The following is a 14,059-nucleotide window of genomic DNA, read 5'->3' on the forward strand; positions in this document are numbered from 1 at the left end:
TTACAGTGTCTTTTTAATTGTAATTCCGAGTCGTTTAGCAAGTCTTACTAAATTGGCTCTATCAATATTTAAAGTACGTGCAGTTGCCGCCCAATTAAACTCATGATGCGCTAATTGTTGAGTAATTAGATGGTGGGTAAATGTGTCAGTTGCTTGCTTTAACGAAAGCTCTGAATCATGCGGTTTTGGTGTCGGTATTAATGGCGAAACCGTTTTACTGGTTGTCAGGTTAAGCTCACAATGTTCTGGTTCTATGGTGATAATTGCTTGTTGCCATTGGCTTTGCTTAGCCTTTAAAGCAGCACGGCTAATGACATGTTCAAGTTCACGCACATTTCCTGGCCAGCTGTATTGCGCTAGTGTGAGCTGTGCCTCGACACTGAGTTTGAGTTGTTCAATCGCCAATTTACGGGCGGTTTTTTCGATAAAAAATCCCGCTAACAGTATCACATCGTTTTCGCGCTGATTTAAAGGTGGAACATGCAATGGGTAAACACTTAAGCGGTGATATAAGTCGGCTCTAAAGCGTCCCTGTGTCACTTCATCTTTAAGATTGCGGTTTGTTGCGGCAATCACTCTCACATCAACATATTTTACCTTATCTTCGCCTACGGTTTGAATCTCACCGCTTTGTAAAACTCGCAGTAATTTACTTTGCATCGCCAGAGGTAATTCGCCAATTTCATCTAAAAATAAAGTGCCGCCGTCAGCGAGTTGAAACTTACCTTGGCGTGCGTGCTCTGCACCTGTAAATGCTCCTTTCGCGTGGCCAAAAAACTCACTTTCGGCTAGGTTTTCTGGCAATGATGCACAATTTAAGTGGATAAGTGGCTGCTTACTGCGTTTTGAATGCATGTGTATATTACGTGCGACGAGCTCCTTGCCGACTCCAGTATCACCTTGAATTAGTACACTAAACTCTGAGCCAGCCACGAGTTTTAGATCGTTTTTTAAGCTTTGCATCGCAGCACTTTGCCCTATTATTTCAACGCCATCACGGGTAAGTGCCTCACGGTTTAGCTCTTGTACTAATGCATTACTGTGCTGCGCGTGATTTTGATATTGCTGTAACAACAAAGTGGTTTTTAACTGGGTAGCACAGAGCTGGCTCAATACGGTTAGCTGTTGTAAATCATACTCATCAAACGCTTTTGCATTGAGGCTATCTAGGGTAATCACTGCGAGTAAATCATCGTTTTTATCGAGTAAAGGCATGCCTAAGCAAGCGTGTACCGGAATATCTCCTTGCTTACAACTGAGCAAACCATCGTATGGGTCTGGAAGTGGACAATCTTGAGCAAATTGTAGTGGCTGGCTTGCGTTGCAAATAGCATGTAGGCGAGGGTGGTCGTTGATCACAAACCGTCGGCCTAAAGTGTCAGGCATCAGACCGTGAATAGCCATTGGTTTTAACACGTCATCTTGGCGAATGAGCAAAGCGATAGCATCACTAGGCAGCACCTTTTTTACACACTCAATAATATGTTGATAGTGGCAGTGAGGTTGTTCAATAACAGCGAGCTGCATTGCTGTCCTAAGAAGTGCTTCAGTAGTGAGCATGTCAAATTGACTCTTATGTGTTTTTTTCCTTTCATTACGGTAGGTCATTATGACTTACTTGTCAAAGGGTTAAATTATAACTAATTGATAGTAATGTTATTTTAAACTTGGCTCGCTCCATGCAATACATCGTGTAGATATTTAAATAATGGTGATTGTATGACTGCCTACACATCGATTTATAACGATTTAACAGATTTCTATATTCGCTTACTAAGTGCTGCTAATTGGGCATTGGTATTGAGTACAGTTAGCTTAATTATCACCGTGCTACTAAGTTATCCACTTGCAGAGTTGTTAACGATAAAACTGCAAATTGCAGCTCATATTTCAACCATCATCGCTGCCACTATTTTAAAAATTAGCTATGTACTTCGCTGTATTGCACTCAATAGCTTAGGCAGAGAGGTACGATAATGCGACCTATTAATTTAACCGAACCTATGCCTAAACAAATCCGTTTTTATCAAGTAGGGCAGTGGCCGCTTTGGGGGTTAGCATTTCGGCCTTACTTTTTAGGCGCGAGTTTACTCGCTGTTTTATCCATGGCTTATTGGCTGTTAATTTTAACGGGTAACGCAAGTTGGCAATTAAGTATGCCAGCAACATTATGGCATGCTCACGAAATGCTATTTGGCTTTGCAGGCGCCGTTGCTGTGGGGTTTTTATTAACCGCAGCACAAACATGGACTGGCGTAGCAAGTATCAACGGCAATAAGCTCATGTTGCTTACTTTAGTTTGGCTGGCAGCCAGAGGCGCTTTTTTTATCACGGCTACAGGCATTGATAATTTAAATTTATACCTTGTAATTGGCTTGCAAACACTGTGGTGGCTGAGCGCCATTGTTACCTTAGCAAATATGTTAATTGCAGCGAAGAGTAAAAATAACTATCAGTTTTTATTGATACTGGCTGTGTTGTGCGCACTAAACGCGATTTATCTGTGGTTAGTGCTGCAAAAAAATATGGCGCTGGCTTTATCTATCGTTGATACCGCTGTGCTTGTTATGACGTTATTAGTTGGGATAGTCGCAGGGCGTGTTTTACCTTTTTTTACTGCAAGAGGCTTAAACTTAGAGCAACAAATACGTACACCTCGATTAGACAAGGTTTTATTGTTTAGCTCAATCGTAGCAATCTTTCTTTATTTTTTAAGCCAGCTGCTAAATTTTAACCCCGGTTGGGGAATGGGTATTGTGGCTGTGTTGCATCTAAGTCGTTCATTCATGTGGTGGAACACTAAAGTCCTTAAAGTTCCGCTGCTTTGGTCATTACATTTTTCATATTTAGCGCTAGGCCTAGGTTTGACACTGGTTACGCTTAGCTTTTTCAGCTCACTAATTTTGTTTAAAGATGCGTTGCACATGATCACTATCGGAACTATTGGATTGATGATTTTAGCCATGATGACTCGCGTATCTCATGGTCATACTGGGCGTTCTTTAACTACTCCATACTTTATGGCTGTGGCGTTTGCTTTAGTGCTTGTTGCAGCCATTGTTCGTTCGTTATTACCCTTTGTTATTGGACCGCATATAGCGTGGCAATTGAGCGCTGTATTGTGGTTGGTGGCATTTGTGTTGTTTCTACTCCATTGCATTCCTATTTTAACGCGGCGTCGTGTTGATGGGCGGCGTGGTTAATTATTATTTTAGTTATAGGAAAGTAGTATGTTATCTGAAAAAACCATCAATATTGTAAAAAGTACTGTGCCTTTATTGGCAGAGGCGGGCACTGTCGTTACTGAGCACTTTTATAATCGACTGTTTAGCCATAATCCTGAATTACAGGATATTTTTAATATGGCTAACCAGCGCAGCGGGCGTCAGCAGTTTGCTCTTTTTAATGCATTGGCGGCATATGCGCAAAATATTGATAACTTGGATGTGTTGAAAGAAGCGTTGGCGCGTATTAATCATAAGCATACCAGTATGCATATTTTACCTGAGCATTATCCCATTGTTGGCGGGCATTTAATTGGTACATTAAAAGAGCTGATCCCAGAGCAGTTTACGCCAGAGGTTGAATACGCATGGCGTGAAGCATATGCATTGCTTGCTGATATTTGTATTACTGAAGAGGCGGCGCTATACGAGCACAGTAAAACCAAGCACGGTGGCTGGAGTGGTACTCGAGAATTCACGATCGCTAATAAGCAAGTTGAGTCAGAGTTAGTAACGAGTTTTACTTTAGTACCGAACGATGGCAAAGCGGTAATCACTCATAAGCCAGGGCAATATTTAGGTATTAAAGTGAAGCCCACTGATGCGCAGTATAGTGAGATACGCCAATACTCTATTTCTCAGCAAAGTAATGGTGAAAATTACCGCATCAGCGTGAAAAAAGAATTACTGCCAGCAGCAGGTATCGTGTCTAATCACTTACACTCACTTGAAGAAGGTAGCGTTGTTGGGTTATATCCGCCTGCTGGCGATTTCTTCTTACGTTCGTACAGTAAACCTGCCGTATTAATTTCTGCAGGAGTCGGGCAAACACCGATGATGGCGATGCTACAAACTTTACTAAGCGACAGCTCTGATCAGGCTATTACTTATTTACACGCGTGTGAAAATGCCGATCAGCATTCATTTGCTGGCTTTTTGACTGAGCAGGTATCAGCACATTCAAGATTAAGTAGTTATACGTGGTTTAATCAAGGTGGTGAGGGAGCTGACTTTACTGGCTTGATGGATGTTAGCGTTGTTGCAGAGCAGTTACCGCTTGGAGGTGGGGATTTCTACATCTGTGGCCCAACTGGTTTTATGGCTGTCATTAAACAGCAGCTACTCGACCTTGGCGTGGATACCGCACGTATTCATTATGAGGTGTTTGGTCCACACCAAGATATTTAATCACAAAATTAAATACAGGTTTTAAGTAACAGGCGCGCAATGCGCCTTTTTATACTTTTTGGCTGTTTAAAGTACAGTATTACTGCCTTTCGCTATCATCGCTTGGTTTTGCCATGCTTTAAATAACTGCTGTTGTTTATTCGATATTTTTAGTCCGTAGGTTTTTTGCATGTAAAAATAAGCATCTGCAATACGTTTGCGTGAATAGGCAGGTGGTTCAACTACCCGTTGTTTAAAATTCACTTTTACTTGGCAGCTACCATATTGAGTGGCGTTACCTGCAACCATACCAAAACGATAATTCGATCTATCTGCGTTAATTTCACCAATTGCTGGGGCTAGATTATTAATATCAGCTTCCATTTTTCTAAATTGTTCACTGGTTTTCACGCAGTTTTTACGTCCGCCATTTTGCCAGCATTGTAACTGATGACCGAACTCCCACGCTGGTACTATATGCTCCCACTCAATACGAACAGCACGTGCATTAGGTTTACCTGAGCGCGTAACCGCATTACGAGGTTTATAGCCGCATGCTGAAGGGTCGGGTATTAATTTTTTACCTTGGCGTTTTATATCGCAGCCACAGTAAATGCTTTTGGCATCGCTTGGTAACGTTTTTATTAAATGCCTTTTCGCTGTTGAAAAGCGAGTGAACTGCTCGCTGTGAAGGTTAAAACTTACAAGGGAAATAACTAACGCAATAATAAAATAGGGCATTTCCAATCACTTATGTGAACTACAGGAAATGCAATTTTAGAGTGATTAGTCTATAGGGTAAATCGGTTAAATGGGCTAAGTTGCCTAAAATGCAATAATCAGGGAGTTAATTACTCAGCTTTTTGCGTTTATGACGACGAAGACGAATATTTTGCAGTAACAAAGTGATACCTGTGAGGCAGAACAGCACACTGGTTGCCGAAAAGCTAATCAACAAGGGATTATTAAAATCCTCTCGTTCATCGTAGTCCATGATGTGTAACATCCAGAAAAAGTCAAAAATCCGCCAAATAGTGCTACGAACAGTGATAACTTTGCCGCTATCAGCCCACAAATACAAGGTTGTATTAAAACTATCATCGAAACTAACTTGCCAAATATTCTTTTTATAGCCTATTTCTCTTGGGCCCATGTCGAGTTTAGTCGCTGCATTTACTTTAGCGTCGATTAATAAGTGAGCTTGTGCATTAGCAATTATTTGCGCTTTACTTGGCGTAATGAAAGGACGGCCTGTTAAGCCGTTAAAATTGTGCTCTTCATTTTCACTCGTCACAGTAATAATAGGTGTTGTTAAAAAGTGTGTGTAATTTATTTGTATCGGCTGTGCCACCTGAGAAACAATATTATCGAGTGATGTAGGGTAGTCGACTTGCGTAAATGGGTTCTCAAGGGAGCGCAATGCTAAATGTTTGCCATGCACTTTATCGAGAGGAATAGCACTCATCACTAAACCACCTAACAGCCATGCAAAGATTTGTAGTGCGAGTATGTAACCAAGCCATTTATGAATTTTTCGTGCATGCTTGAAAATGCGTTTGTTCATTACTTACTCATTTATTGTTATTTTTCAGTGCGATATTTTATAGGTTAGGGGGCTTTTGCCAATGTGGCAAATTGTCGCAGGTAATAGATGATTTGGTATATATACAAATTTAGGTTAAAGTTTGCGGTGTATTTAACATGGGTTAAGGGTAAAGCTACAAATGTCGGAAATTCAATTTTTAAACGTAGATCTAGAGCTTGAGTCTAAACAAGATATTAGTGCGCTAGTGGCTGACTTAAAAAAAATTGCCACAGTTTTACATTATGACCACGATGAATATCGTCAATTAGCGCGTGTAGAAGCAAATATTGAGGTATCTACACCGGATAAAGCGATTAATCACTTATGTGAGTTAATAGAATCATGCTCACGTAATGCATTAAAACAGTGGTTGTCGTGTTCTCGGCGTACATTTGATATTGGCTTTGAGTCGGGTACTTCACCGAAATGCTTTAATCAAGCACTGCAAGCAGATACTCTGCTTAGAATATCTGCAATTGGTGCGGGTGTTGAAATAACGATTTACCCTATCGAAAGCTAATTTTTACGTTCAACCACTGCTGCGGTCATTCTTGATACGCAGCATAGCTCGTTGCGGCTATTTGTTATTTTAATTTCCCACACTGAAGTACGCCTACCTAAATGAATAGGCTTTGCTATTGCGGTTAAAGTTCCATTGCGTGAAGCTTTTAAGTGATTGGCGTTGATTTCTTGGCCTACACAATAGAACTTCGTAAAATCAACCACAAAGTTTGCAGCATAACTGGCAACCGTTTCGGCAAGTACGACATTGGCACCGCCATGTACCATGCCCATAGGGTTATGATGCTGAGGTATTGCGGGCATAGTGGCCACTAGGTAGTCATCGCCAATTTCGCTAATTTCAATACCCATTGTTTTCATTAATGTGCCTTGGCCATTAATGCCCTCATCAAGTTGTTTACACTGTTCTAAGGTGATTGGTTGATACCAAATAGTCATGGAATGTCCTCAATTGAAAATTTAAAAACTAGTCTACACTTTTGTACACTTTCCTACAGTTAAGATCATCAAAATAGCTAAAATGTACCTAATATTACATCTTAGGAACACATGATGAAAAAAGGAATAATGCTGTTAATTAGCTGCTTATCGATATCCAGCTATGCAGATATCAACCATCAAGTTGATCTCGGATTTACAGATTTAAGTGGCTTGGATAAAGCGTTTTTAGGTGCAAGGTACCGTTATTTTAGTGATGACTTAAATGCCTTATCGGGCCCTCAGGAGTTGAAAAGCCATTTGCATCGAGTGAGTAATGTCGCTATCGGCGGGTTTGCTAATGATAACCTGTATTATATTACCAGTGATGCGACTTATTATTGGCAGCATGGCGTTATTTTAGCGGCTGGTGTACAGCATGTGGATGATGATAGCGGTATTTGGCAATCAGATAGTTCTTTGCTCAATGCATCGATAGGTAATCAAATAAACGATCAATTGCAAATTGGCTTAACTGCTTTTTATAGTCGGGTGGAAGAAACACGTCACTTTTATCCAAGCGAGGAGCTAACTTCGGTTGAGTGGAGTTATGCGCCTTACATTCGCTGGACTAATATCAATAATAATCAAGGCTGGGATATAGAGGCAAAGCAATTAGCAGGACGGTATCGTTACATCCAAGGCCGAGCAGCGTATTACGTTAATCAAGACTGGTCTGTTGGCGTAGTTGCTAACGTACATGGGCGAGGCGATCGAGATGATAATTATGAGATACAAACACAGTATTGGTTTAATGAACATATAGCGTTGAAGTTTGGTTTAGGCTCATCTTTGAAATCTGATGATGGTTTAAATAGCGCCACTTTATTGCTGAATACCAGATGGTAATCAAGAAGGGTCAAAGCTAGCGAATTTAAAATTTGCGATTTTCAAATAACTGTATATACTCACAGTTAAATGTACTGTATGGAAAACCAGTTGTATGCGCCCATTAACGAATCGTCAAGCCCAAATTCTTGAATTAATCAAAGTGTTTATCAAAGATACTGGCATGCCACCTACGCGTGCTGAAATTGCGCAAACTTTAGGTTTCAAAAGCGCTAATGCTGCCGAAGAGCACTTAAAAGCACTGGCTAAAAAAGGTGTTATTAAAATGAAGCCGGGTGCAAGCCGCGGTATTCAGCTGGTGGAAGAAGATGAGCCAGAGCAGCTCGGATTACCATTAATAGGCCGAGTAGCAGCGGGTGAACCTATCTTGGCGCAACAACATGTTGAAAGCCATTGCCAGATTGACCCTTTAATGTTCAAGCCTGCCGCTGATTTTTTATTGCGTGTACAAGGTATGAGTATGAAAGATATTGGCATTATGGATGGTGATTTACTTGCGGTGCATAAAACTCAAGTTGCTGAAAACGGCCAAGTAGTGGTAGCGCGTGTTGATGATGATGTAACTGTAAAGCGCCTAGAAAAAGCCGGTCGCAAAGTATTGTTGCACGCCGAAAATGAAGAGTTTTCTGCAATTGAAGTAGACTTAGAGCATGAGTCTTTTAATATTGAAGGGCTTGCAGTCGGTGTGATCCGTAATGCTGATTGGATGTAAACCTATTTTGCACCAAATTGGTGATATTTGGTGCTTTCACTTTTATATTTTTATTTAACTGCTAGTTTTAGCACTTGTCTGTAGCTACTAAAGCTCTATATAAGCTAGATACCTCCTGCTTTTAGCCATTTCTTTCCTCACCTGAATTTAAAATAACGCGCTGATTTTGTATTGTTATTTTTGCACCAAAATAGAATTTTATTTGCACTAAAACTTGCTAATTGTTCATTTTTTAACTAATTGGTTAATACACTGTGTTAACGACTGATCTTTTGGGGCCTTGCTGCAATTTATTGTTGCATGCGAAGAGATTAATTTAACCAGTTACAATAAAAATAACGAATTGGCGCGAAAAAAAGCAGTGCCGCCTTTTCGCTTTGCGTTAGCAATAGCATCAAAAGGAGCCGTCACATGGGTAAACTGAGCTCTACCTTGTGCCTTATATTATTTATGCTGCCGCAGCAATTATTGGCCAATAGCCAATTTAATATGCGCGAAGGTGTAACCGATATAAGTAATAATGTTTATCAACTGCACATGACAATATTTATAATTTGTTGTGTGATTGGGGTGATTGTATTTGCCGTTATGTTTTGGGCTTTAATACATCACCGCAAATCAAAAGGGGCTATTCCTGCCCAATTCCATGAAAGCACCAAGGTTGAGATACTTTGGACTGCGATTCCGTTTGTCATTCTAATTGCAATGGCAGTGCCTGCGACAAAAACCTTAATTGCGATGGAAGATGCCAGCAAAGCTGACATTACCATTAAAGTGACAGGTTCTCAGTGGAAGTGGCATTATGAATATATGGGTGAAGACGTTAGTTTTTATTCAATATTATCTACACCGAGCGAACAAATTGCCAACCAGGCCGATAAAACAGATACCTACCTACTCGAGGTAGATAAACCTCTCGTTCTACCAATCAATAAGAAAATTCGCTTTTTAATGACCTCAGATGATGTGATTCACTCTTGGTGGGTGCCTGATTTTGCAGTTAAGAAAGATGCGAACCCTGGGTTTATTAACGAAACATGGACCAAAATTAACGAAGAGGGCATTTACCGTGGCCAGTGTGCCGAACTATGCGGTAAAGACCATGGCTTTATGCCTGTGGTTGTTGAGGCAAAGTCTGAGCAAGATTTTGTTAATTGGTTAGCCGACGCTAAACAGGCTAAACAAAAAGCGGCTGCCGCAGATGCTGCATTGATGGATCAAACCTTACCTAAAGAAGAGTTAATGACCTTAGGTGAACAAGTTTATATGGCCAGCTGTGCAGCGTGCCATCAACCTACCGGTATGGGTTTACCCGGCGTCTTCCCTGCGCTTAAAAATAGCCCTGTGGTATTGGGAGATGTTAATGAGCATATTGATGTCGTAGTTCATGGCCGCCCGGGCACTGCAATGCAAGCATTTGTAAAACAACTATCGATAAAGCAACTTGCGGCGGTTGTTACCTATAAGCGTAATGCATGGGGTAATGACACGGGTGATGTGGTTCAACCTAGCCAAATTCAGGCTTTGATTGATGCAACTGCGGAGGCTAAGTAATGAGTAGCATAACAGACGATCATAATAACGACGCTGCACATCACGATGCAGGGCATCATCATGGCGCAACTGGGTTTAAGCGTTGGTTGTTTACAACGAATCATAAAGATATAGGTAGCTTGTATTTAATATTCTCGCTAACCATGTTTTTGATTGGCGGTGCGATGGCTATGGTGATCCGCGCAGAGTTATTTCAGCCTGGATTACAATTAGTTGACCCGCACTTTTTTAATCAAATGACCACAGTCCATGGTTTGATTATGGTATTTGGTGCTGTAATGCCGGCGTTCACTGGGCTCGCTAACTGGATGATACCTTTAATGATTGGTGCGCCAGACATGGCATTACCGCGAATGAATAACTGGAGCTTTTGGATTCTGCCATTTGCATTTTTAATTTTGTTAGCGTCGTTGTTTATGCCAGGTGGGGGTCCTGCTTTTGGTTGGACTTTCTACGCCCCTTTATCAACAACCTATAGTAACGACAATACGGCCTTATTTGTTTTTGCGGTGCACATTATGGGCATTAGCTCAATTATGGGAGCTATTAATGTGATTGTTACCATAGTGAACATGCGCGCGCCTGGTATGTCTTGGATGAAGCTACCCCTATTTGTTTGGACCTGGCTTATTACCGCGTTCTTACTAATTGCGGTTATGCCTGTTTTAGCGGGCGCTGTAACCATGGTACTGACAGATAAATACTTTGCCACTAGCTTTTTTGATGCGGCAGGTGGTGGCGACCCTGTGATGTTTCAGCATATATTTTGGTTCTTTGGTCATCCAGAAGTGTACATAATGATCTTACCTGCTTTTGGCATTATATCGACCATAGTGCCGACCTTTTCTCGGAAAAAACTATTTGGCTATGCCTCAATGGTTTATGCCACGTCCTCAATTGCATTACTGAGTTTTATTGTGTGGGCACATCATATGTTTACCACTGGTATGCCAGTAGCTGCTGAGTTGTTTTTTATGTATTCGACCATGTTGATATCGGTACCTACCGGGGTAAAAGTATTTAACTGGGTAGCTACCATGTGGCGAGGCTCAATAAGCTTTGAAGTGCCTATGTTATTTAGCATTGCGTTTATTGTATTGTTCACTTTAGGTGGTTTTTCAGGACTGATGCTAGCAATTACACCGGCTGATTTTCAATACCATGATACCTATTTTGTTGTGGCGCATTTTCATTATGTACTTGTTACAGGCGCGGTCTTTTCAATCATGGCAGGGGCTTATTATTGGCTGCCAAAATGGACTGGCAATATGTTTAATATCACCTTGGCTAAATGGCATTTTTGGCTGTCATTGGTCAGTGTGAATGTATTGTTTTTTCCGATGCACTTTGTTGGTCTTGCAGGTATGCCACGCAGGATCCCCGATTACGCGCTGCAATTTGCCGACTTTAACGCAATTATTAGTATTGGCGGGTTTGCCTTTGGCTTGTCACAACTGTTGTTTGTTGTGGTGGTTTTTAAATGTGCCAGAGGCGGTGACAAAGTACCGGCTAAGGTGTGGGATGGAGCGCAAGGGCTAGAGTGGGAAGTCGATTCTCCTGCGCCTTATCATACCTTTGATACACCACCGAAGATCAAGTAATGAATCACGCACCTTTGCTTAAGCGCTTAGTTTTAATATGCCTTGGTATGTTTGCCTTCGCGTTTGCTTTGGTGCCTTTATACGATGTTTTTTGCGATATCACCGGGCTTAATGGTAAGCCTTCTCTTGAGCAAGCGAAGCAAAGTACACAGGTTGTTGAGTCACGCCAAGTCGATGTTAGCTTTACCACTCATGCACAAAGTGGTGCGCCATTTGAGGTGCAATCACAGCAATACAGCGTGGTCGTTAAACCCGGTGCAATGCGCGAAGTATTGTTTAAAGCAAAGAACCTCAGTAATGAAGACAAAGTCATGCAAGCGGTGCCTTCGGTATCGCCTGGGAAGGCCGCCAAATATTTACATAAAATGGCCTGCTTTTGTTTTGATCAGCAACCACTAAAAGCAGGTGAAGAAGTGGAGTTTACATTGCTTTTTTATGTTGATACCGCGCTACCCGATGACGTAGAAGAGCTCACTTTGTCATATACCGTGTTTGATATTAGTAGCCAGTTAGTGGCTAGTAATTAGGAGCAAGTGAAATGAATCAAAATTACGATAAATATTATGTACCCGCACAAAGTCCGTGGCCCATTGTAGGTGCTGTGGCGTTATTTTTAATTGCTGTTGGCGCAGCACTGACTGTGATGCAAGTAAACTCAGAAGGCGGCTCTGGTCAATATATACTTTATGCCGGCATCGCTATTTTGCTTTATATGCTATTTAGCTGGTTTAAAAATGTGATTGATGAGTCGCACCAAGGTTTGTATTCAGCGCAAATGGATCGATCATTTCGCCAAGGTATGAGCTGGTTTATTTTCTCTGAAGTGATGTTTTTTATGGCCTTCTTTGGTGCTTTATTTTACGCGCGAATGATCTCAGTACCTTGGCTTGGCGGCGCTGGCAATAACGCCATGACCAACGAAGTGTTATGGCCAACATTTGAAGCTATGTGGCCATTAGTAACAACCCCTGGTGGTGGCACTACACAAGCTATGGGCTGGCAAGGTTTGCCATTAATAAATACCGTTATCTTGCTGATTTCATCAGTGACTCTACATTTTGCCCATGTCGCGATGGAGAATAATAAGCGCGGCCCACTTAAAGCCTTTTTAGGATTCACTATTTTACTTGGCATTGTTTTTTTAGGGCTGCAAGTTGAAGAGTATATCCATGCCTACAATGATCTGGGCCTCACCTTAGACGCTGGTGTATACGGTAACACGTTTTTCTTGTTGACCGGTTTTCACGGTATGCACGTAACGCTCGGCACGATTATTTTGTTGGTGGTGTTTTTCAGAATATTAAAAGGTCACTTTAGCCCAGATAAACATTTTGCTTTTCAAGCGGCTGCTTGGTATTGGCATTTTGTTGATGTGGTTTGGCTATGTTTATTTGTGTTTGTATATGTGTTGTAGGATTGGCATTGGGGTAGATATAGCCAAGTTTAAACGCAGCAATGACAACAACAAGTACGATGACAGAGAACATCACGCGGCGGCCTAAATAGTGTGACATTGGCCGCCCATTGTCTCGACCAGAGACCATTATAAATAAAGCTCTAAATAAGTTAATAAGTATAAATAATAACAACAGTACGATAATAATTTTAATAATCACTGGGTTCACCTTTATGCAGCTAATTTTATGGCGTAAACAAAAGCTTAGCTCAATTTTCATCATTTGCGTGGTGATAGTTGTGGTATTGGTGTGCTTACGTTTAGGTTATTGGCAAATACAGCGAGGTCAAGCGAAGAGCTTGCAATTGTCGCATATAGCGAAGGTGCAATCTAAAGGGGTTATGCCGTGGCAGCAAGTATTGGCGTTGCCCAGTGAGTGGAATAAAACTGGTATTCAAGCCAGTTTAACTGGCACTGTAAACACGGTGCATTATTGGTTATTAGATAACCAAGTCGTGCAAGGGCAGGTTGGTTATGATGTTTTAGCATTATTTAAACCTACACATAGTCAAACGCCGATATTAGTTAATTTTGGCTGGATTAAAGCGCCAGCCTCTCGTCAGCAATTACCGTCAGTTACGTTACCTCGTGGTGCTATCGATATTAAGGTTCAGCTAAAACAAGGCAAGCTCAGTGGCTTTACTTTAGATAGCTCAGAGCACCAAAAACACAAAAGTGATTGGCCCAAACGCGTACAAAATATCGACTTAGCGCTATTTGAGAAACATGTAAAGCAGCCCTTAGTCGATTTTATTGCTTATCGCCAAGGTGTTGGTGATGCTTTTGGTATACCGCATTACCAAGCTGTCGTAATGAGCCCGCAAAAGCATTATGGCTATGCAGTTCAATGGCTATTAATTGGTCTGTCTTGTGTCGTGGTTGCCATCGTTGCTAGTAAAAGAAGGAATTAAA

16 protein-coding genes are annotated in these 14,059 nt (G+C 41.3%); 11 read left to right on the forward strand and 5 right to left on the reverse strand.

Features of this window, described 5'->3' with window-relative positions; genetic code table 11:
• Entirely contained in the window at positions 1–1,560 is a 1,560-nt protein-coding gene (gene norR, locus AAEU30_RS08505) for a nitric oxide reductase transcriptional regulator NorR (RefSeq protein ID WP_421960146.1), read from the reverse strand.
• Positions 1,561–1,719: 159 nt separating this feature from the next.
• Between norR and AAEU30_RS08510 the strand changes: the two genes are divergently transcribed.
• Genes AAEU30_RS08510 through hmpA form a run of 3 tightly spaced genes read left to right on the forward strand, consistent with a single transcriptional unit; the run spans position 1,720 to position 4,412 of the window.
• The gene (locus tag AAEU30_RS08510) at positions 1,720–1,977 is read left to right on the forward strand and encodes a hypothetical protein (protein WP_421960147.1); all 258 of its coding nucleotides are present in this window, start codon (positions 1,720–1,722) and stop codon (positions 1,975–1,977) included.
• Entirely contained in the window at positions 1,977–3,203 is a 1,227-nt protein-coding gene (locus tag AAEU30_RS08515; RefSeq protein WP_421960148.1) for an NnrS family protein, read from the forward strand. The genes AAEU30_RS08510 and AAEU30_RS08515 overlap by 1 nt, the downstream gene beginning before the upstream one ends.
• 27 nt (positions 3,204–3,230) lie before the next feature.
• Positions 3,231–4,412 (forward strand): NO-inducible flavohemoprotein, encoded by a 1,182-nt coding sequence (hmpA, locus tag AAEU30_RS08520; protein ID WP_421960149.1) that lies wholly within the window; start codon positions 3,231–3,233, stop codon positions 4,410–4,412.
• 66 nt (positions 4,413–4,478) lie between these two features.
• Here the strand turns inward: hmpA and AAEU30_RS08525 are convergent, their stop codons facing one another.
• Entirely contained in the window at positions 4,479–5,132 is a 654-nt protein-coding gene (locus AAEU30_RS08525) for an endonuclease (RefSeq protein WP_421960150.1), read from the reverse strand.
• Between the two features lie 106 nt (positions 5,133–5,238).
• On the reverse strand, positions 5,239–5,955 hold the full coding sequence (locus AAEU30_RS08530; protein WP_421960151.1) for a hypothetical protein: 717 nt from the start codon (positions 5,953–5,955) through the stop codon (positions 5,239–5,241).
• A 160-nt stretch (positions 5,956–6,115) separates the two neighbouring features.
• On the opposite strand from AAEU30_RS08530, the gene AAEU30_RS08535 reads away from it, so the two are divergent.
• The gene (locus AAEU30_RS08535; RefSeq protein WP_087532597.1) at positions 6,116–6,496 is read left to right on the forward strand and encodes a hypothetical protein; all 381 of its coding nucleotides are present in this window, start codon (positions 6,116–6,118) and stop codon (positions 6,494–6,496) included.
• On the opposite strand, the gene AAEU30_RS08540 is transcribed toward AAEU30_RS08535, so the two are convergent.
• Entirely contained in the window at positions 6,493–6,936 is a 444-nt protein-coding gene (locus AAEU30_RS08540) for a PaaI family thioesterase (protein ID WP_421960152.1), read from the reverse strand. The genes AAEU30_RS08535 and AAEU30_RS08540 overlap by 4 nt on opposite strands.
• A 111-nt stretch (positions 6,937–7,047) precedes the next feature.
• Between AAEU30_RS08540 and AAEU30_RS08545 the strand changes: the two genes are divergently transcribed.
• The 6 genes from AAEU30_RS08545 to AAEU30_RS08570 all read left to right on the forward strand — a co-directional run bounded on the left by AAEU30_RS08545 (position 7,048) and on the right by AAEU30_RS08570 (position 13,105).
• Positions 7,048–7,824 (forward strand): hypothetical protein, encoded by a 777-nt coding sequence (locus AAEU30_RS08545; RefSeq protein ID WP_421960153.1) that lies wholly within the window; start codon positions 7,048–7,050, stop codon positions 7,822–7,824.
• A 94-nt stretch (positions 7,825–7,918) separates the two neighbouring features.
• Positions 7,919–8,536 (forward strand): transcriptional repressor LexA, encoded by a 618-nt coding sequence (gene lexA / locus AAEU30_RS08550; protein ID WP_087532594.1) that lies wholly within the window; start codon positions 7,919–7,921, stop codon positions 8,534–8,536.
• Positions 8,537–8,947: 411 nt separating this feature from the next.
• A complete protein-coding gene (coxB, locus tag AAEU30_RS08555) occupies positions 8,948–10,090 on the forward strand; it encodes a cytochrome c oxidase subunit II (protein ID WP_421960154.1) in 1,143 nt (380 codons plus the stop codon).
• On the forward strand, positions 10,090–11,691 hold the full coding sequence (gene ctaD / locus AAEU30_RS08560; protein WP_421960155.1) for a cytochrome c oxidase subunit I: 1,602 nt from the start codon (positions 10,090–10,092) through the stop codon (positions 11,689–11,691). The genes coxB and ctaD overlap by 1 nt, the downstream gene beginning before the upstream one ends.
• Complete coding sequence (locus tag AAEU30_RS08565) at positions 11,691–12,218, forward strand: cytochrome c oxidase assembly protein (protein ID WP_421960156.1); 528 nt, start codon at positions 11,691–11,693, stop codon at positions 12,216–12,218. Before ctaD ends, AAEU30_RS08565 begins: the two co-directional genes overlap by 1 nt.
• Before the next feature lie 11 nt (positions 12,219–12,229).
• Positions 12,230–13,105 (forward strand): cytochrome c oxidase subunit 3, encoded by an 876-nt coding sequence (locus AAEU30_RS08570; protein WP_421960157.1) that lies wholly within the window; start codon positions 12,230–12,232, stop codon positions 13,103–13,105.
• Here AAEU30_RS08570 and AAEU30_RS08575 read toward each other — a convergent pair.
• On the reverse strand, positions 13,005–13,370 hold the full coding sequence (locus AAEU30_RS08575; protein ID WP_421960158.1) for a DUF2909 family protein: 366 nt from the start codon (positions 13,368–13,370) through the stop codon (positions 13,005–13,007). The two genes, AAEU30_RS08570 and AAEU30_RS08575, sit on opposite strands and share 101 nt — an antisense overlap.
• Between AAEU30_RS08575 and AAEU30_RS08580 the strand changes: the two genes are divergently transcribed.
• Positions 13,321–14,058, forward strand: a complete 738-nt coding sequence (locus tag AAEU30_RS08580) for an SURF1 family protein (RefSeq protein WP_421960159.1) — start codon at positions 13,321–13,323, stop codon at positions 14,056–14,058. The genes AAEU30_RS08575 and AAEU30_RS08580 overlap by 50 nt on opposite strands.
• The last annotated feature ends 1 nt before the right edge of the window (position 14,059 follow it).

The sequence above is a fragment of the Pseudoalteromonas mucoides genome (assembly GCF_049257175.1).
Taxonomy (GTDB): Bacteria; Pseudomonadota; Gammaproteobacteria; order Enterobacterales; family Alteromonadaceae; genus Pseudoalteromonas.